The sequence below is a fragment of the Citrobacter farmeri genome (assembly GCF_019048065.1).
GTDB lineage: Bacteria > Pseudomonadota > Gammaproteobacteria > Enterobacterales > Enterobacteriaceae > Citrobacter_A > Citrobacter_A farmeri.
The window spans coordinates 3774190-3791857 of the sequence record NZ_CP077291.1 but is presented as its reverse complement, the minus strand read 5'-3'; the positions used below and the strand labels follow the sequence as shown (position 1 = coordinate 3791857).

The 17668-nt window shown below is 50.5% G+C and carries 15 protein-coding genes; 8 read left to right on the top strand and 7 right to left on the bottom strand.

The features are described from left to right. Positions 1 to 7 precede the first annotated feature (7 nt). From cueO to I6L53_RS17780, 3 genes are all read left to right on the top strand, one after another. Positions 8 to 1567, top strand: a complete 1560-nt coding sequence (gene cueO / locus I6L53_RS17790; protein ID WP_042323777.1) for a multicopper oxidase CueO — start codon at positions 8 to 10, stop codon at positions 1565 to 1567. Between the two features lie 162 nt (positions 1568 to 1729). Beyond that, positions 1730 to 2251 (top strand): hypothetical protein, encoded by a 522-nt coding sequence (locus I6L53_RS17785; RefSeq protein WP_042323775.1) that lies wholly within the window; start codon positions 1730 to 1732, stop codon positions 2249 to 2251. A gap of 278 nt (positions 2252 to 2529) precedes the next feature. After that, complete coding sequence (locus tag I6L53_RS17780) at positions 2530 to 3834, top strand: glycoside hydrolase family 28 protein (RefSeq protein ID WP_042323773.1); 1305 nt, start codon at positions 2530 to 2532, stop codon at positions 3832 to 3834. Between the two features lie 54 nt (positions 3835 to 3888). On the opposite strand, the gene I6L53_RS17775 is transcribed toward I6L53_RS17780, so the two are convergent. From I6L53_RS17775 to I6L53_RS17760, 4 genes are all read right to left on the bottom strand, one after another. After that, entirely contained in the window at positions 3889 to 6279 is a 2391-nt protein-coding gene (locus tag I6L53_RS17775; RefSeq protein WP_042323771.1) for a glucose/quinate/shikimate family membrane-bound PQQ-dependent dehydrogenase, read from the bottom strand. A gap of 138 nt (positions 6280 to 6417) precedes the next feature. After that, positions 6418 to 8100 carry a ShlB/FhaC/HecB family hemolysin secretion/activation protein gene (locus tag I6L53_RS17770; RefSeq protein WP_042323769.1) on the bottom strand — a complete coding sequence of 561 codons (1683 nt, stop codon included), beginning with the start codon at positions 8098 to 8100 and terminating at the stop codon, positions 6418 to 6420. 165 nt (positions 8101 to 8265) lie between these two features. Next, positions 8266 to 9615 carry a hypothetical protein gene (locus I6L53_RS17765; protein ID WP_052425413.1) on the bottom strand — a complete coding sequence of 450 codons (1350 nt, stop codon included), beginning with the start codon at positions 9613 to 9615 and terminating at the stop codon, positions 8266 to 8268. A 157-nt stretch (positions 9616 to 9772) separates the two neighbouring features. Then, complete coding sequence (locus I6L53_RS17760; RefSeq protein WP_232231104.1) at positions 9773 to 10723, bottom strand: filamentous hemagglutinin N-terminal domain-containing protein; 951 nt, start codon at positions 10721 to 10723, stop codon at positions 9773 to 9775. A gap of 693 nt (positions 10724 to 11416) precedes the next feature. Here I6L53_RS17760 and hpt point away from each other — a divergent pair. Next, positions 11417 to 11953 carry a hypoxanthine phosphoribosyltransferase gene (gene hpt / locus I6L53_RS17755; RefSeq protein ID WP_042323796.1) on the top strand — a complete coding sequence of 179 codons (537 nt, stop codon included), beginning with the start codon at positions 11417 to 11419 and terminating at the stop codon, positions 11951 to 11953. A 66-nt stretch (positions 11954 to 12019) separates the two neighbouring features. On the opposite strand, the gene can is transcribed toward hpt, so the two are convergent. Continuing rightward, the gene (can, locus tag I6L53_RS17750) at positions 12020 to 12682 is read right to left on the bottom strand and encodes a carbonate dehydratase (RefSeq protein WP_042323767.1); all 663 of its coding nucleotides are present in this window, start codon (positions 12680 to 12682) and stop codon (positions 12020 to 12022) included. A 108-nt stretch (positions 12683 to 12790) separates the two neighbouring features. Here can and I6L53_RS17745 point away from each other — a divergent pair, with 108 nt between their 5' ends. The 4 genes from I6L53_RS17745 to I6L53_RS17730 all read left to right on the top strand — a co-directional run bounded on the left by I6L53_RS17745 (position 12791) and on the right by I6L53_RS17730 (position 16322). Further along, positions 12791 to 13717 carry an ABC transporter ATP-binding protein gene (locus I6L53_RS17745; protein ID WP_042323765.1) on the top strand — a complete coding sequence of 309 codons (927 nt, stop codon included), beginning with the start codon at positions 12791 to 12793 and terminating at the stop codon, positions 13715 to 13717. After that, entirely contained in the window at positions 13714 to 14484 is a 771-nt protein-coding gene (locus tag I6L53_RS17740) for an ABC transporter permease (protein WP_042323764.1), read from the top strand. The genes I6L53_RS17745 and I6L53_RS17740 overlap by 4 nt, the downstream gene beginning before the upstream one ends. A gap of 106 nt (positions 14485 to 14590) precedes the next feature. Beyond that, positions 14591 to 15031, top strand: a complete 441-nt coding sequence (locus I6L53_RS17735) for a PTS sugar transporter subunit IIA (RefSeq protein WP_042323762.1) — start codon at positions 14591 to 14593, stop codon at positions 15029 to 15031. 64 nt (positions 15032 to 15095) lie between these two features. Then, entirely contained in the window at positions 15096 to 16322 is a 1227-nt protein-coding gene (locus I6L53_RS17730; RefSeq protein ID WP_042323759.1) for a polysaccharide deacetylase family protein, read from the top strand. A gap of 5 nt (positions 16323 to 16327) precedes the next feature. Here I6L53_RS17730 and panD read toward each other — a convergent pair whose 3' ends face one another. Next, positions 16328 to 16708, bottom strand: coding sequence for an aspartate 1-decarboxylase (gene panD, locus I6L53_RS17725; protein WP_042323756.1), 381 nt, complete (start codon positions 16706 to 16708; stop codon positions 16328 to 16330). Positions 16709 to 16804: 96 nt separating this feature from the next. After that, complete coding sequence (panC, locus tag I6L53_RS17720; protein WP_042323754.1) at positions 16805 to 17659, bottom strand: pantoate--beta-alanine ligase; 855 nt, start codon at positions 17657 to 17659, stop codon at positions 16805 to 16807. Positions 17660 to 17668: the final 9 nt, after the last annotated feature.

The window sequence follows — 17668 nt, the reverse complement described above, 5'->3', positions numbered from 1 at the left end:
AATAATTATGCAACGTCGTGATTTCTTAAAATATTCTGTGGCTCTGGGGCTGTCGTCAGCCTTACCGCTCTGGAGCCGTGCCGTCTTTGCCGCCGAACGCCCCGCGTTACCCATTCCCGAACTGCTTACCGCCGACGCGCGTAACCATATCTCGCTGACGGCGAAATCCGGCCAGTCGGCCTTTGCCGGAAAAACGACAACTACCTGGGGCTATAACGGCAATCTGCTTGGGCCAGCGCTGAAGCTACAAAAAGGCAAGGCGATCACAGTCGATATCCATAACCAGCTCAATGAAGAGACCACGCTGCACTGGCATGGACTGGAAGTGCCGGGCGAGGTGGATGGTGGGCCGCAGGGGATTATTCCGGCGGGAGGGAAGCGTACCGTCACCTTTACGCCGGAACAGCGGGCGGCGACCTGCTGGTTTCATCCTCATCAGCACGGGAAAACCGGGCGTCAGGTGGCAATGGGCTTGGCGGGTCTGGTTCTGATTGAGGATGAGGAGATTCATAAGCTGTTGCTTCCGAAGCAGTGGGGGATCGACGATGTGCCGGTCATCGTGCAGGACAAACGGTTTAATGCTGCCGGGCAGATTGATTATCAGCTTGATGTGATGACGGCTGCCGTAGGCTGGTTTGGCGACACGCTGTTGACCAACGGAGCCCTTTATCCTCAACATGCCGCGCCGCGCGGCTGGTTGCGCCTGCGTTTGCTTAACGGCTGTAACGCCCGTTCACTTAATTTTGCTGCCAGCGATAAACGTCCATTGTACGTCATCGCCAGTGACGGCGGGCTGCTGGCGGAACCGGTCAAAGTTAACGAACTGCCTGTGCTGATGGGTGAGCGTTTTGAAGTGCTGGTGGACGTCAGCGACGGTAAAACGTTCGATCTGTTGACTCTTCCGGTCAGTCAGATGGGGATGGCGATTACGCCATTTGACAAGCCGCAGCCGGTCATGCGTATTCAGCCGATTGCCGTAAATGCCTCTGGCACACTGCCGGATACCCTCAGCGCAATGCCAGCGCTGCCCTCCATTGACGGGTTAACGGTGCGTAATTTGCAACTGTCGATGGACCCGATGCTCGACATGATGGGCATGCAGATGCTGATGGAAAAGTATGGCGATCAGGCGATGAGCGGCATGGCGCACGGGCAGATGCAGGGACATATGGGCAACATGCAGCATGGTGACATGGGCCATATGAACCACGGCGGTCAATTTGATTTCCATAACGCCAACAGGATCAATGGCGTCGCTTTTGATATGAACAAACCGCTGTTTGCGGCGAGCAGAGGGACGTATGAACGCTGGGTGATTTCTGGCGTGGGCGATATGATGCTGCATCCGTTCCATATTCACGGCACGCAGTTCCGTATTTTGTCTGAGAACGGTCAGACACCAGCAGCCCATCGTTCGGGGTGGAAAGATACGGTTCGGGTGGAAGGCGGCATTAGTGAGGTGTTAGTAAAATTTGAACACGCTGCGCCGAAAGAGCATGCCTATATGGCGCATTGTCACCTGCTGGAGCATGAAGATACCGGAATGATGTTAGGCTTTACGGTATAAGCGGCGCAGAGGGCGATTCTGGCTTTCCCGGATATCGCTCTCCATCAGGGATAAGAATAATACCATTCCCATCTGTAATCTCTGAAAATAGATGGAGGCAGTATCTTTATTCATGTCACCGGATATACTCACGGGATCGAATTGTTAAACCTGAGGTGAAAAATGGATATTTTCCGTAAAATCGTGGCTGCCTCTTTTGCTATGTTAGTGGCGATTTCTGCTCATGCCGGAATGGACATGGAGCGTAAAAACTTTCCAGAGTTAAAGTTAAGCATCGAAATTCCGCAAACACTGGCGCCTATGTCGGCTGAAATGGCGAAAATTAAGTACCCATCTGAGAATCGTCCCCAGATCATTTATGGCGATGAGAGAGGTAAAGCCTCACTGGGTGTGACGGCGGGTCGCAGCGCATTGCCTGCCGCGCAGCTGGATATGATGAAAGATGCGTTGCTGAAAATGTTAGCTAACTACAAACCGGAGGCGGAAGCCGTTACGGTTGATGGGCATAAAGCATGGTTACTGACTTTCCGCTCTCAGGCTGCGGATAGCGAGATTCTGAATCTGATGCTGATTACCAGCGAAGACAATAAAGCCGTCCAGGTTGCCTTTAATATGACGAAGGATTTGGTTGACCAGTATCAGGATGTCGCAAAAGCGTCATTAATGTCGCTGAAGTTTGACTAATCATTATCGCTGAATACCAACAGGCGCCTGCGATTATTGTGGGCGTTTTGTTTCCTCCCTGAATATGAAGTTCTGATAACTCTCTCCTTTCTTCTTATTATTCATCATATTTATCATTCGCCGGCATAAGAAAACGTTACACTCGCTAATGGTGAACCCTCCCGTTATTTGATATATCTCTCTCTATTAAATCGTGAATAAACGCGGGAAAGGGAAGCGACGCTGAATAAATTCGGTGGCATTAGCCCATAACGCCATGAGAGAGAAGGATTGAATTCATGTCCGTACAACTTGATGTCAAAGATTTTGGCGCGACGGGCGATGGCCTCATCAAAGATACCCAGGCGCTGCAAAGCGCCATCGACCGCGGGGCGGCACAGGGTGTTCCAGTCGTTATTTCTCCGGGAATTTACCTGGTCGGTTCGTTATTCCTGAGGGAAGGCAGTCAACTCCATTTCGCCCAGGGGGCGACGCTACTGGGGTCGACCGATATTGCCGATTATCCGGAGATCCCGACGCGGGTGGCAGGTGTGGAGATGATGTGGCCTGCGGCGATAGTGAATGCCATTGAGGTTAATCACATTGCTATTTCGGGGCATGGCAGGATCGATGGTCAAGGCGCACACTGGTGGGATCTCTACTACGGCCCGGATAAGGCGAGCGGACTGCGCGTCGATTATGACAATAAAGGGCTGCGCTGGATTGCGGACTATCTCATTAAGCGACCGCGCGCCTGCCTGATTTACAAAGCAGAAAACGTCTCGATTACCGATCTAACCTTTGAGCGCGCCGGGTTCTGGAATTTACAGATAACCTATGCAAATAACGTCGTCGTCAGCGGTGTAACCATTCGTGATAACCACGGGCCGAGTACGGACGGCATTGACATTGACTCCTCAAGCCACGTCCGCGTCACGCAATGCGATGTGTCGTGCGGCGATGATTGCATCGTGATCAAGTCGGGTCGCGATGGGGACGGGTATCGGGTTGGCCGGATTGCCGAACACATTGAAATTGACCACTGCGTTATTCGCTCGGGCTATGGCGTGACGCTGGGCAGTGAAGTCAGCGGGGGTATACGTAACGTCCACGTGCACGACATTATCTTCGAAAACTCTGACTGCGGGCTGCGCATGAAGTCTTCGAAGGAGCGGGGCGGGTTTATCGAAGATGTGGTTGTGGAAAACCTGCGGATGCGTAATGTGCAATTTCCTTTCTCCTGGATTATGGACTGGCACAACGCCTATAACCGCAAACGGTTCGACAATATTGCTGAGTTGCCCGAAGCCTGGCAGGCGGTGGCGAGGCAGATCCCGGAAAATTTACAGATGACCAAAGTGCGTAATATCCGCATCAGTCATGTCGATGCCACACTGGCGGCGGATTATCGCTTACCGGCGCGCGCGTTTGATCTGGTGGCCTTTGCGGAGAAACCGATGGAGGACATTTGGTTTAGCCACTGCCGGATCGAGGCGAAAGAGTTTGGGCGCATTGTGGCGGTCAATCATTTGCGCTTTGATGACGTGATTGTCTCTGCGGCGGGTGAAAATAATGGCGTGAATGATACGTTTGATAATCGCTGAAATAAAAAGACAGCGTGGGGATTCCACGCTGTCTCTGCGACAAAATAGACCGTCTTACTTCGCGTCGTCTGGTAGCGCGTAAGCCACGATATAGTCGCCCATCTTCGTACCAAACGAGCCGTGGCCCCCGGCCGAAATCACGACATACTGTTTACCGTTCACCTCGTAGGTCATCGGCGTGGCTTGCCCACCGGCAGGCAGACGTCCCTGCCACAGTTTCTCACCGTTGCTCATGTTGTAAGCGCGCAGGTAGTTATCCGCCGTGGCAGCAATAAACAGCACGTTACCTGCCGTGGAGATAGGCCCGCCAAGCATCGGCATACCCATATTAAACGGAACCGGAACTGGCATCGGGAACGGCATGCTGTCCTGCGGTGTACCAATGCGTTTTTTCCAGACGACCTCGTTGGTCTTCAGATCCAGCGCGGAAATATACCCCCAGGCCGGTTGTTTACACGGCAAACCAAACGGCGACAGGAACGGATTTAGCGTGACGCCAAACGGTACGCCGTACTGTGGCTGAATACCGGATTCGGTCCCCGTGCCTTGCGCATCTTTCGGCTGTTCCATCGGATTCCCCGGACCACGTGGGATCAGCTTAGACACGAACGGCAGCGCCATTGGGTTAGCTATCGCCACCTGACGGTTAGGATCGACCGAAATACCACCCCATTCGAACATCCCGAGATTGCCCGGGAACACCAGCGTGCCCTGTTCAGACGGCGGGGTAAAGATGCCCTCATAGCGCATCTGGTGGAACATCACGCGGCACACCAGTTGGTCGAACATGGTGGCGCCCCACATATCAGCCCCGGTCAGATCTTTTTTCGGACGGAAACTCAGCTCAGAGAACGGCTGCGTTTTGCTGACGTAATCCCCTTTTGCGGCACCCTGCGGAACCGGTTTTTCGGGGGCCGGAACAACCCGTTCGCCGTTACGGCGATCGAGGACAAAGATGTTACCCGTTTTCGCTGGTGCATAAATGACCGGGATTTTCTCACCTTTAACGGTAATATCCGCCAGCGTCGGCTGGGACGGCATGTCCATATCCCACAGGTCGTGGTGGACGGTCTGATAGCTCCAGGCAAGTTTACCGGTGGTGGCGTTTAGCGCCACAATCGAACTGGCATAGCGCTCCTGCTCAGGCGTACGGTTACCGCCCCAGATATCTGGTGTGGTTACGCCCATTGGCAGATAGACCAGATCCAACTTCGCGTCGTAGGCCGCCGGGGCCCAGGAGTTGGGCGAGTTAAAGGTAAACGCATGTTCGTCGGATGGGATCGCATTCGGGTCTTTCGCACCAGGATCGAAGGCCCACAGCAGCTTGCCGTTATTGACGTCAAAACCGCGGATCACGCCCGAGGTTTCGCGGGTGGAGAAGTTATCGGTAACCGAACCGGCAATCACGATGGTTTTATCGGTGATGATGGGCGGTGATGTTGGCTCATAGAGCCCCGGCGTCGTGTCCGGCATGTTGGTCTGCAGATTCAGAATACCTTTGTTGGCAAAGGTTTCGCACAGCTTTCCGGTTTCCGCGTTCACCGCAAACAGACGACCATCGTTCACTGGCAGGATGATGCGGCGTGGACAGTCGGCAATGACTTCCGGTGAGGCATTATCGGCTTTCACTTCATGATACGACACACCACGGCAGGTGACGTGCTGGAAGCTGGTGTTGGTATTTAACTGCGGATCGAAATGCCACTTCTCTTTCCCGGAGGCCGCATCAAGCGCGAACAGACGCTGGTGGGCGGTACAGAGGTACAGCGTATCGCCGACTTTAATCGGCGTGACTTCATTGGTGATCTCACCCGGATCGTTAGGCTGCTTCAGGTCACCGGTGCGGAACACCCACGCTTCTTTCAGGTTATGGACGTTGTCGGCGTTGATCTGCTTGAGCGGCGAGAAACGTTGACCTTCCTGATTGCGGCCATACGCCGGCCAGTCGTTATCGGAGATCGTGGAGATGGCTTCGGCCGGAGTGGCGTCTGCGCTCAGGGTGCCGTTAATTTCCTGCGGATCATGGAAGCCCGCCCAGGTCAGGATCCCTCCGCTAATCAGCAGGGCCACCACCAGTGCCGCCACGGCACCCCGGGAAGGGACAATCAGGCGATGCCAGACAAACGGTAAAATCAGCCAGATGCCGAAGAAGACCAGGATGTCACTGCGTGGCGTTAGTGCCCAAAAGTCAAAGCCGACTTCCCAGACACCCCAGATCAGGGTCGCGAGGAGCAGGGCGGCGTAGAGCCACAGTGCGGAACGCTGACTGCGCCAGAGCATAACGGCGACACCCAGCATAACAAGACCGGCGATCGGATAGTACCAGGAGCCGCCAATGGCGACCAGCCAGCCTCCGCCGATCAGGAGATACAACCCGCTAAGCGCTGCAAAGAGGGCCGTTAACACCACGAGAAGTCGTGGTGAACGTGCGTTGTTATCTGCCATAAAAATACACCATCTCAATTTGTTAATTTTTTAGTAGCAATTAATTATAGGATTTAACAAGTGTGATCGTAATCACAAAATGAGCTTTTTATCGCGGATAGGCCCGCAGAAGAGAATTCTGCAGGCCAGAAAAGAAGATCAATACTGCCATTGCAGCGCAAAGCCAACGTTGACCGGGCTGGTGCGCAAATCATCCGGTTTCATCACCGGTATACTTACAAAGAAGTCGTATCCCACTTTGTTTTTAATGCCGCGAACCCCGATTGCTGCTCCGGCGATATGTTTACCGTTCCAGTAATCATTTTTGGAGCCACTGACTTCACCGTAGTCAAAGCCCACATAGGGCTGCATTCCCCATTTAGGGAGATTGAGGTTGATATCGTTACGCAGATACCAGCCCTTATCCGCATAGAGCGTGTTTTCGCCATCAAAGCCGCGTACCGTCCAGCGGTTGCCGATTGTGAATTTATCTGGCTGGGTGAGTCTGTCGGGAGACATTTGTTTTAAGAAATGCGGTTCATAGCTCATTGAATGACCCGCTAAAATAAAGGGGATCGTTCCATCAACACTCAGAGTAAGAATACGTGCCTGATTGTCGGCATTGCCCACGACTTCCTCTGCATCGGCCTGCTCGCCAAACCAGGGCACGGCACGCTGAAAGCTCAGATTGGTTTTCAACTGTCCGAGCGAGAAGTAGGCGAGATGTTCGAGATTGAGCTTCAGGCTACTGGTGTCACGTTTCTGAACCTCAATTTCCACATCATTTAATGAGTAGGTCGAATTACGTTTAATGGCTTTCAGGCTCAGCGTTGTCTTTTGACTGGCATTTCTGAAAATCACCCGACTTAATTGGGCCGTAATCAGCTTCTCAATTCCACTGTATAAATAACTGAAATCGCCGCTATGAATAGTCTGCGTATAGCGATATTTTGAGGCATAGAAATCCATGAGCCAGTTGCCCCATGGTAGAGAATAAAATGTGGAGACGTTATCACTACGGCGTCCAGCTTCATTTTTTAACCCTCCGCCATAGGCGATGTAAAACATGTCATCAAGGGTTGTAGGATTATCAAGATAAAGGGCCGCGCCACCCTGATTTCGACCGGTGTATTTACTGCCTGAGTTATCGGCCCACGCGCCAAGGCGCCAGCGTTTAGGCAGGTTCCGGGTCACCTGGACTTCTGTTTCTCCAGGTTGAGCGCCGGGGACAAGATTAATTTCCGCTTTAGCCCCTGGAATACGCTGAATATTTTCAAGCCCTTGCTCCAGGCCTCGTAAGTCAAGCAGATCGCCTTTGCCCTGAGGGAAAATATTGAAAGCATGGACGGAGGCGCTACCCGTACTTTCAATGCGATAGCCACTGATTTTGCCAGGCAGGATCTGCAACGTCAGTACACCAGTACTGAGGTTTTGCTCCGGTATTGAAACGCGCGTCGTGATATAACCATGTGAAATAATTCGGTTTTGTACCGCTTTATGTAATGCCTTAAGACCATTGATTCCAACACAGTGCCCTTCAACTTGCCGCGTTAAGTCGCGCAAGACTAACCAGTGCGGTAACGACTCTTTATCTAAAAAGTTTACTTTCTTGATGTCATAGCACGGTGTTTCATCCGGGATCGCTAAATCCTCATCAGTTTTGCTGGAGTCAGCGGAAAGTAACGATTTTGCTTTCGGCGCTAATTGTGTTCGCCTGGCTTCATCTTGCTGTTGTTGATTGTTAACTTGTTGATTTACTGAGTTTTCAGCGCTAGCATTAAAAGAAATACTGTAAAAAACAGAACAAAGAGTGATTAAAAAAACTGATTTCTCAGCACGCATTTGAGCTCCATTTTGCTCTGTAATAATCTCAGTACCCTGACAACATTCCTGAGTAAAGGGGCCTGAGTGTAATAAAAGTTAACGTAAATAAGAAAAGAACACCCTTTAAACCGGGTGTTCTTTAGCTATCTCACTGCCTATTGCACAGTGATTATCAGGCCTTAATTAGAAGGAGATATTTTTCTTCTTCTTACCTGAAGTATCAGAATTGGTTGGGGTCTTCACGGGTGCTGCTGTTTCGGTAATAGTACCGGCGTTATTAAGAATACCTGTTGTGGATACTTCATAACCCGTAATAGTACCGGTTGCCATATTGGTAATACCGCTACGGCCAACCAGGTTTACATCGCCAACACTGGAAATATTACCGCTATTGCTCAGCGCTTTGCTGTAAATTTTTACACCACTTTTACCGTTGATTTCACCGCCGTTATAAAGTGTAGAATCATTCATCGTGATGTTTACGGCTTTGTTCGCAGTGATGCTGCCGTAATTATCATTGTCGCCATTTTTGTATGAAGAGCTGATGGTGACATCTTCACCTGCCTTAATATCACCCGCATTATGGAAATCTTTGCGAATATAGGTAGTAACATCTTTACCAGCGCTAATGACGGAACCCTTCTCCGTATTTAACGTATAAACAGTCGCACTAATATTGTTGCCTGCTGAAATTTTACCGTGATCGATGTTGTTTAAGGTATCGCCATTGACAATAATATCACCAGGAGCGGTGATCGTCCCGCTGTTATTAATGTTGGTGGCGCTCATGGTAATATTGGCTGCGGAGAGAGTACCGCTATTATCCATATACCCACCCTGTTTCTGAATGGTGAGCTTACCTGCAGCGTTGATGTTACCGGTGTTTTCCAGTTTGGCAATATTACGGCTGTTGCCGGCGACGAGTGAAATATTATCTTTAGAGGAGATAGTTCCTGCGTTCTGGAAATTATCACTGATATTCATATTGATATTATTACCGGCGATACTACTTTTGCTATCGGAGGTATAATCGCTCAGAGACATCACCAGGTCGTTGCCAGCGCTCACGGATCCGGAGGTGTTATCCAGGGTGCCGCTGAAGGCCGCATCACCTGCGCCTGAAATGGTACCGTTCTGATTTGTCAGACTGTTACTTGCCGAAATGACCAGTTTACTGTTTTTACCTTTAACAATAATTGAACCATCGTTATTGTTCAGGTCTTTTACGGAGATAGACGTTAAACCGGATGTTGAAGTGTTTCCTCCGCGAATGGAACCATACTGGTTATTAAGCGTATTAGCGCTAATTCCCAGAGTACTCCCGGCGTCAATGCTCCCATTTTTGTTGGAAAGGTTAGTGGCCTGGATACTAACATCGCCTTTGGATGTAATCTTTCCATTTTCATTGATAAGGCCACTTCCGGGGATCTGTTTTTTAGTGCCAGATGCGCTGCCGATAAATACCTGGTTTTCACCATTAATATTACCTGCAGTGTTGTTTAATGAATCTGTAGTAATGCTTACTGCTTTCACAGCATGAATATTTCCTGCACCGTTATTAACGGCCTGTTTTGCGGAGATATAAACATCGTTACCATCGATATTACCGTTGCTATTATCGACAGCGCCGTTTGCAGAAGAAAGGTTGATGAGTCCTTCTGAAGTAATATTACCCTTGTTGTTCAGAATGTCATTTCCGCATCTTTAATGCGACTGAATTCTGCGCAGTAATATTGCCACCATTGTTGTTAATTTTGCCATTAGCATCAATGTTGATTGTATCCGCGGCTGTAATATTAGCGTGATCGATATTGACGCCTACGCCAGATTCCGTTCCTTTCATGTAAATTTTATTGGCATACATCGATCCCAGAGAGGAGACATCCAGTGCCAGTGTCGGCGCATTGTCTGTACCTGCGATAGCTTTCGCTGCGCCTTTGGTATCAATGTGGTTACTGCCAGTAATAATATTCAGCTCATTGGCTTTAAGCTGAGCATTCACTTTTACCGAACGGGCGATAATATCGGTATATTGGGAAGAAGTGGTATCCATCCCTTTACCCGTAATCACAATCTGTCCTTTTTTAACATCCAGACCAGTCAGTTTGTTATTGTCGTCAAACGTTGCGGTGCCGGTAGTCAGTGATGCGTGGTTAGTATTAATAAAACCACAGCCGTCGCAAGTGATGCCTGACGGGTTAGCAATAATAACCTGCGCAGACTGACCTGCAACTTCTATCATGCCGTTGAGCTGGCTAGGATCAGAAGAACGAACTTCGTTCAGAATGACCGTTGCACTACCGTCGGCCATATTCGCGTTGCCAGCGATATTTCCGGATAACTGTGTATTAACGGAACTGCCGCTATTATTCAGAATCACGCCGTTAGCATCGACATTAAATTCAGAATAGACGTTATGAGATACACCGCCTTCGCTGGCTTTGTTGATGTCGACGACGGTGGCACCATTGGCTCCCGTGTGAATCGACGGCTGATTTGCTGCTGAAGTATCTGCTGTGATAGCAGCACTGGCAGGCATAATCATTCCCAGAGCAAGCATTGTTGCAAAACAAGTCGGCGCAAGTTTTGCGTGTAGAACATTTTTGCGGTATTTGTTAGGTGTTGAAATATTATTTTTCAAAGTACTCTCCTTAGCCATTGATTTATTATTCATAACAAAAATGCTTATGTTTAATTCATAAATATCAAGTTATAATCCGGGTATTTATATATATTAAAAAATAAGCAAATGAAGTGTACGCAAATATTTATTGTGATTAATTTTTATTTGCCTGACTTGATTGTGTTTTTTGTAAGTACTTTTTTCAAATGTAATACTGCTGCTGAATTTATAATTACAGGCTATTTATAATGAATTGAACGATTGTATGCCTTGTTGTCTTTTTTTTTCAAAAAAGAACAATAAATGACTGGGAGTGGGTGAGTTTTACTCTATATGATAAGTATTTTGTATTATATTGATCGCTATTGACTGTTACAAACCTCTCAATAATTTTCGTGTCAGATATATACTGATATTCTATAACTGAGTGCACTGCGGCAATCAAGAATAATAATGAACAACAGCCCCTGGCGTAGAGGGAGCACTCCCTGAAAAGAGGTTGAGTACCTGAGTTTACTTTTTATACGGGGTTGCCCAGACCGTGATTGTGGGGTGATGTGACGATCGTGCGCTGTTATAATGCAGGTGTTGCACTTATACTGGAGAGGCCTTGAGGCCAGACGAACTCACGAGTATCAATCGGGGAATGGGTTTCCTTTACCGCCGGTTGATTTATCTTTTTATGTTTTAAAACAGTTGGTTGTGTTTTTTATGAAACATCGTGTTGAAGTGATGATTCCGGAAGCGGAGATCAAAGCGCGTATCGCTGAACTGGGCCGTCAAATTACTGAGCATTATCAGAACAGCGGCAGCGAAATGGTGCTGGTTGGTCTGCTACGCGGTTCATTTATGTTTATGGCGGATCTGTGCCGTGAAGTGCACGTCTCCCACGAAGTCGATTTTATGACGGCTTCCAGCTACGGCAGCGGGATGTCGACAACCCGTGATGTGAAAATTCTCAAAGACCTGGATGAAGACATTCGCGGTAAAGATGTGCTGATTGTGGAAGACATTATCGACTCCGGCAACACGCTGTCGAAAGTGCGCGAAATCCTGAGCCTGCGTGAACCGAAATCTCTGGCGATTTGCACCCTGCTGGATAAACCCTCCCGCCGTGAAGTCAACGTCCCGGTCGAGTTCATCGGTTTCTCCATTCCGGATGAGTTTGTGGTGGGCTACGGTATTGATTACGCTCAACGCTATCGCCATCTGCCGTATGTCGGCAAAGTGGTGTTGTTGGACGAGTAAGCGTAAAAAAGCCGGGACAATCCCGGCCTTGACTGGATCCGTCCCCGGTGCATGACCGGGGATTTTTTATTTGTGGTTGATGTGTTTCTGGCTGAGGTTAGAAACACCCTGACGATAACGCTGTTCCAGGGTGGCGCGACTGGTCGCGGTCACTTCCAGATCGCGCAGCAGACCATCGTGAATACCGTATGCCCAGCCGTGGATGGTCACTTTTTGACCCCGTTTCCAGGCTGATTGCATGATAGTGGAATGACCCAGGTTATACACCTGCTCCATGACGTTCAGTTCGCACAGTGTGTCCATACGACGCTCTTGCGGCATATCGCCAAGTAATGAGCTATGTTTGAACCAGATATCACGGATATGCAGCAGCCAGTTGTCGATGAGTCCCAGTTCCGGGTTATCGACCGCAGCCTGTACGCCGCCACACCCGTAGTGGCCACAGATAATAATGTGTTCAACTTCGAGGACATCAACGGCATACTGAACAACGGAGAGGCAGTTGAGGTCGGTGTGGATGACCAGGTTGGCCACATTACGGTGGACAAATAATTCGCCCGGTTCAAGACCGGTTAAACGTTCTGCGGGAACGCGACTGTCGGAACATCCAATCCATAGAAAGCGTGGTTTCTGCGCTTGCGCCAGTTTCTCAAAAAATCCGGAATCCTCTTCCACCAGCATTTTTGACCATAGTGCATTGTTACTGATGAGTGTATCTATGTCTTTCATGGAGGTTAACGACCTGTAACCAAATAAGTGCGTTGGGCTAATATAGGGCAACTCCGGGATTATTTAAACCACATATAAAGTGTAAGAACGTAAGGTAAGTAAAAATTTATGACCATTGCACTGGAACTTCAACAACTTAAAAAAACTTATCCTGGCGGCGTTCAGGCGTTGCGCGGGATAGATTTACAGGTCGAGGCGGGTGATTTTTACGCGCTTCTGGGACCGAACGGAGCAGGAAAGTCGACTACCATCGGCATCATCAGCTCGCTGGTGAATAAATCCTCCGGGCGCGTCAGCGTCTTTGGCTACGATCTCGAAAAAGATGTCGTCAACGCCAAACGACAGTTGGGGCTGGTGCCGCAGGAATTTAACTTCAATCCGTTTGAGACCGTGCAGCAGATCGTGGTCAATCAGGCGGGTTACTACGGCGTGGAGCGTAAAGAAGCGATCGAGCGCAGCGAAAAGTATCTAAAACAGCTCGATCTGTGGGAAAAACGTAACGAACGTGCGCGGATGTTATCCGGTGGGATGAAGCGTCGTCTGATGATTGCACGGGCGCTGATGCACGAACCGAAGCTGCTGATTCTCGATGAACCGACGGCAGGTGTTGATATCGAACTTCGCCGCTCAATGTGGGGCTTTTTGAAGGATTTGAACGATAAAGGCACCACGATCATTCTGACCACTCATTACCTGGAAGAGGCGGAGATGCTCTGCCGCAATATTGGGATTATTCAGCACGGCGAGCTGGTCGAAAACACTTCGATGAAAAACCTGCTCTCTAAGCTCAAATCTGAAACCTTTATTCTCGATCTGGCGGCGAAAAGCCCGTTGCCAGAGCTGGAAGGCTATCAGTATCGGCTGGTGGATACCTCAACGCTGGAAGTCGAAGTGCTGCGTGAGCAGGGCATTAACAGCGTGTTCAGCCAGCTCAGCGCGCAGGGCATCCAGGTACTGAGTATGCGCAACAAAGCGAACCGCCTTGAAGAGCTGTTTGTGTCACTGGTTCATGAGAAACAAGGAGATCGCGCATGATGCAGCTTTACTGGGTCGCGCTGAAAAGCATCTGGGCGAAAGAGATCAACCGCTTTATGCGGATCTGGGTCCAGACGCTGGTGCCGCCTGTCATCACCATGACGCTCTATTTTATTATCTTCGGTAACCTGATTGGCTCCCGCATTGGCGAGATGCACGGTTTCAGCTACATGCAATTCATCGTGCCGGGTCTGATCATGATGGCGGTAATCACCAACGCCTATGCTAACGTCGCGTCCTCGTTCTTTAGCGCTAAGTTTCAGCGCAACATCGAAGAACTGCTGGTTGCGCCGGTGCCCACGCACGTGATCATCGCCGGGTTTGTCGGCGGTGGCGTGGCGCGTGGATTGTGTGTCGGGGTTCTGGTGACGGCGATTTCGCTGTTCTTTGTCCCGTTCCAGGTACATTCGTGGCTGTTTGTTGCGCTGACGCTGGTTCTGACGGCGATTCTGTTTTCGCTGGCGGGTCTGCTGAACGCGGTGTTCGCGAAAACCTTTGACGATATCAGCCTGATCCCAACCTTTGTCCTGACGCCACTGACTTATCTTGGCGGGGTGTTCTACTCCCTGACGCTGCTGCCGCCGTTCTGGCAGGGCTTATCGCAGTTGAACCCGATCGTCTACATGATCAGCGGTTTCCGCTACGGCTTCCTCGGCATTCACGACGTGCCGCTGGTGACCACGTTTGGCGTGCTTGTGGTCTTTATTGTGGCGTTCTATCTGCTGTGCTGGTCCTTAATCCAGCGCGGACGTGGATTGCGTAGCTGATCGTTTTCATCCTCTCTTCCGTGTGAGGAGAGGATGATATTTGACCATTGTCATTATTGTTTATTTGTCACCCTGATAAACTACTTGCCTGCTAATGAGGTGAGAAATGCTAGGCTGGGTCATTACCTGTCATGACGATAAGGCTGAAGAACTACTGAGCCTTCTGGAAAAAAAACACGGCCTGCTGCCGCAATGCCGGGCGGTGAATTTTTGGCGCGGGATGAGCGCGAACATGCTGAGTCGCATGATGTGTGACGCCTTGCATGCCACAGACTCCGGTGATGGGGTGATCTTTTTGACCGATCATCCCGGTGCGGCACCGTATCGTGTCGCATCGCTGATGAGCCATAAACATCCGCAGTGTGAAGTGATCTCCGGCATTAATGAGACGCTGCTGGGGAAAATGATTTCATCGCGAGAATCAATGAGTAGTCCGGTTTTTCGCAACCAGATTGTTGCCCTCGGCGGGCCAGAAGTTACCAGTCTTTGGCATCAGCAACAGAAAAATCCCCCCTTTGTTCTGCTGCACGATTTGTACGAGTATTAGTCATTCTTATTAATGAGGTGAATTGGTACAATCGTTGCGTTGTTTCTTGCCCCGGTTATCGTTAATGATGAAATATCTGTTCCTCCTGCTGCTGTCCCTCTCTACAGTAGTGAGTGCGGCATTGCCTGCGCGCTATATGCAAACCACTGAAGATGCGGCTATTTGGGCGCAAATTGGCGATAACATGGTGACCGTGGGGAATATTCGCGCCGGGCAGATTATTTCTGTCATTCCGGTCGCGGCGGATTATTACGAATTCAAATTTGGCTTCGGCACCGGGTTTATCGACAAGGGCCACCTGGAACCGGTGCAGGGTAAACAACGCGTTGAGGACAGCCTCGGCGATCTCAACAAACCGCTCAGCAATCAGAATCTGATCACCTGGCAAGCTACCCCCGTCTATAATGCGCCGAATATTGGCAGCGCGCCGTTTGGCGTACTGGCGGATAACCTGCGTTATCCCATCATCAGTAAGCTCAAAGACCGGCTGAATCAAACCTGGTATCAGATCCGCATTGGTGACCGACTGGCCTGGATAAGCGCTCTCGACGCCCAGGAAGATCGCGGACTGCCGGTGCTGACCTATCACCATATTCTGCGTGATGAAGAGAACACTCGCTTTCGTCATACTTCCACCACCACGTCAGTCCGCGCGTTCAGCAACCAGATGACCTGGCTGCGCGATCGCGGGTACAGCACGCTGACGATGGCTCAACTGGAGGGATATGTACGCAACACATTGAACCTGCCTGCGCGGGCGGTGGTGATTACCTTTGATGACGGTCTGAAGTCGGTGAGCCGCTATGCTTATCCGGTGTTGAAGCAGTATGGGATGAAGGCCACGGCCTTTATTATCTCATCGCGGATTAAAGTTCGCCCGCAAAAATGGGATCCCAAATCGCTACAGTTTATGAGCATTTCAGAACTCAATGGCATTCGCGATGTGTTTGATTTTCAGTCCCATACACACTTCTTACATCGGGTCGATGGCAATCGCCGCCCGATCCTGCTCAGTCGCAGCCATCACAATATTCTGTTTGATTTTGCACGCTCCCGACGCGCGCTGGCTCCGTTTAATCCTCACGTGCTTTATCTCTCCTATCCGTTTGGCGGCTATAACGCGACGGCAGTGAAAGCCGCAGAAGAGGCTGGATTCCACCTGGCGGTGACGACGGTGAAAGGGAAGGTGAAGCCGGGAGATAATCCGTTCTTGCTCAAACGTTTATACATCTTAAGAACGGATTCGCTGGAGACCATGTCGCGGCTGATCAGTAATCAGCCGCAGGGGTAGTTCGCTTACGCAACCTGAACCGGAATCGCTTTTGCGGTGCGTTTCATTTCGTTGTCGCCTTCGAAGTAAGCGACCTTCGGCTGCCAGCGGCGCGCTTCTTCGTCAGACATAGTGACAAAGCTGGCGATGATGACAATATCGCCCACGCTGGCGCAGTGTGCCGCCGCGCCGTTGACGGAGATGATTCTGGAACCGCGTTCGGCGGCAATCGCATAGGTGGAGAAACGCTTGCCGTTGCTCACGTTCCAGATATCAATGGCTTCATTTTCGAGGATCCCGGCGGCATCCAGAAAATCCTGATCGATGGCGCAGGAACCTTCATAGTGCAGGTCCGCCTGAGTCACTTTCACGCGGTGGAGTTTGCCCTGCAGCATAGTGCGAATCATAACGTCTACCTTAAACTCTGATCGTGTACGAAGCTGGCATATCTCGCCAGCTTTGAGAAAATCCTCAGGCAGTATTGCCTGATTTTTAACCCCTGTCTACTGGGTTAATGCAACCGTCTGATTGTCGATTAAGCGTGCCTGGCCGAGCCATGCGGCGACCAGAATCACCGCACGCTGGCTGCTTTCGGTCAGTTCAAGCAGCGTGTCGGCATCACGGATCTGAATATCATCGGGGCGGAAGCCTTTTTCCGTCAACTCCTGCCCGGCGATGGCGATGATCTCTTCCAGTTCACGCTCGCCGGCCTGCAGTTTTTCGCCAATGCGGCTCATCACTTTGTACAAACCTGGGGCGATTTTACGTTGTTCAGCCGTCAGATAACCGTTACGTGAACTCAGGGCTAAACCGTCTTTGGCACGAATAATCGGTACGCCGACGATATCAATGTCATAGCCCATATCGGCAACCATTTTGCGAATCAGCGCCAGTTGCTGGAAGTCCTTCTCGCCAAAGCAGGCGACGTCCGGTTGTACCAGGTTGAATAGCTTGCTGACGATGGTTGAAACACCGCGAAAATGACCCGGGCGGCTGGCGCCTTCCAGCATCGTCGAGAGGCCAGGGACATCCACGTACGTCTGCCCGTCGGTCCCCTGGGGATAGATTTGGTCCGGCGCGGGGGCAAAGACGAAATCCACTTTACGTTTGTTCAGTTTTTCGCAGTCTTCCTGTAGCGTGCGCGGGTAACGCACCAGATCGTCCGGACGATCAAACTGCATTGGGTTAACGAAAATACTCACCACCACGATGTCCGCACGGGCTTTGGCTTCATCAACCAGCTTCATGTGACCATCATGCAGGTTGCCCATCGTCGGCACCAGCGCGATGCGTTTGCCTTCCTGACGGGCTCTGCGAATATGCTGACGCAGCAGTGGCAGGGTTTCAATAATCAGCACAACAAGACT

Coding starts and splice junctions, on each gene's coding strand:
- I6L53_RS17780 (WP_042323773.1), top strand. CDS start 2,530: ATGTCCGTACAACTTGATGTCAAAGATTTTGGCGCGACGGGCGATGGC.
- I6L53_RS17745 (WP_042323765.1), top strand. CDS start 12,791: ATGACCATTGCACTGGAACTTCAACAACTTAAAAAAACTTATCCTGGC.
- I6L53_RS17785 (WP_042323775.1), top strand. CDS start 1,730: ATGGATATTTTCCGTAAAATCGTGGCTGCCTCTTTTGCTATGTTAGTG.
- I6L53_RS17775 (WP_042323771.1), bottom strand. CDS start 6,279: ATGGCAGATAACAACGCACGTTCACCACGACTTCTCGTGGTGTTAACG.
- I6L53_RS17740 (WP_042323764.1), top strand. CDS start 13,714: ATGATGCAGCTTTACTGGGTCGCGCTGAAAAGCATCTGGGCGAAAGAG.
- cueO (WP_042323777.1), top strand. CDS start 8: ATGCAACGTCGTGATTTCTTAAAATATTCTGTGGCTCTGGGGCTGTCG.
- hpt (WP_042323796.1), top strand. CDS start 11,417: ATGAAACATCGTGTTGAAGTGATGATTCCGGAAGCGGAGATCAAAGCG.
- can (WP_042323767.1), bottom strand. CDS start 12,682: ATGAAAGACATAGATACACTCATCAGTAACAATGCACTATGGTCAAAA.
- panD (WP_042323756.1), bottom strand. CDS start 16,708: ATGATTCGCACTATGCTGCAGGGCAAACTCCACCGCGTGAAAGTGACT.
- I6L53_RS17730 (WP_042323759.1), top strand. CDS start 15,096: ATGATGAAATATCTGTTCCTCCTGCTGCTGTCCCTCTCTACAGTAGTG.
- I6L53_RS17735 (WP_042323762.1), top strand. CDS start 14,591: ATGCTAGGCTGGGTCATTACCTGTCATGACGATAAGGCTGAAGAACTA.
- I6L53_RS17770 (WP_042323769.1), bottom strand. CDS start 8,100: ATGCGTGCTGAGAAATCAGTTTTTTTAATCACTCTTTGTTCTGTTTTT.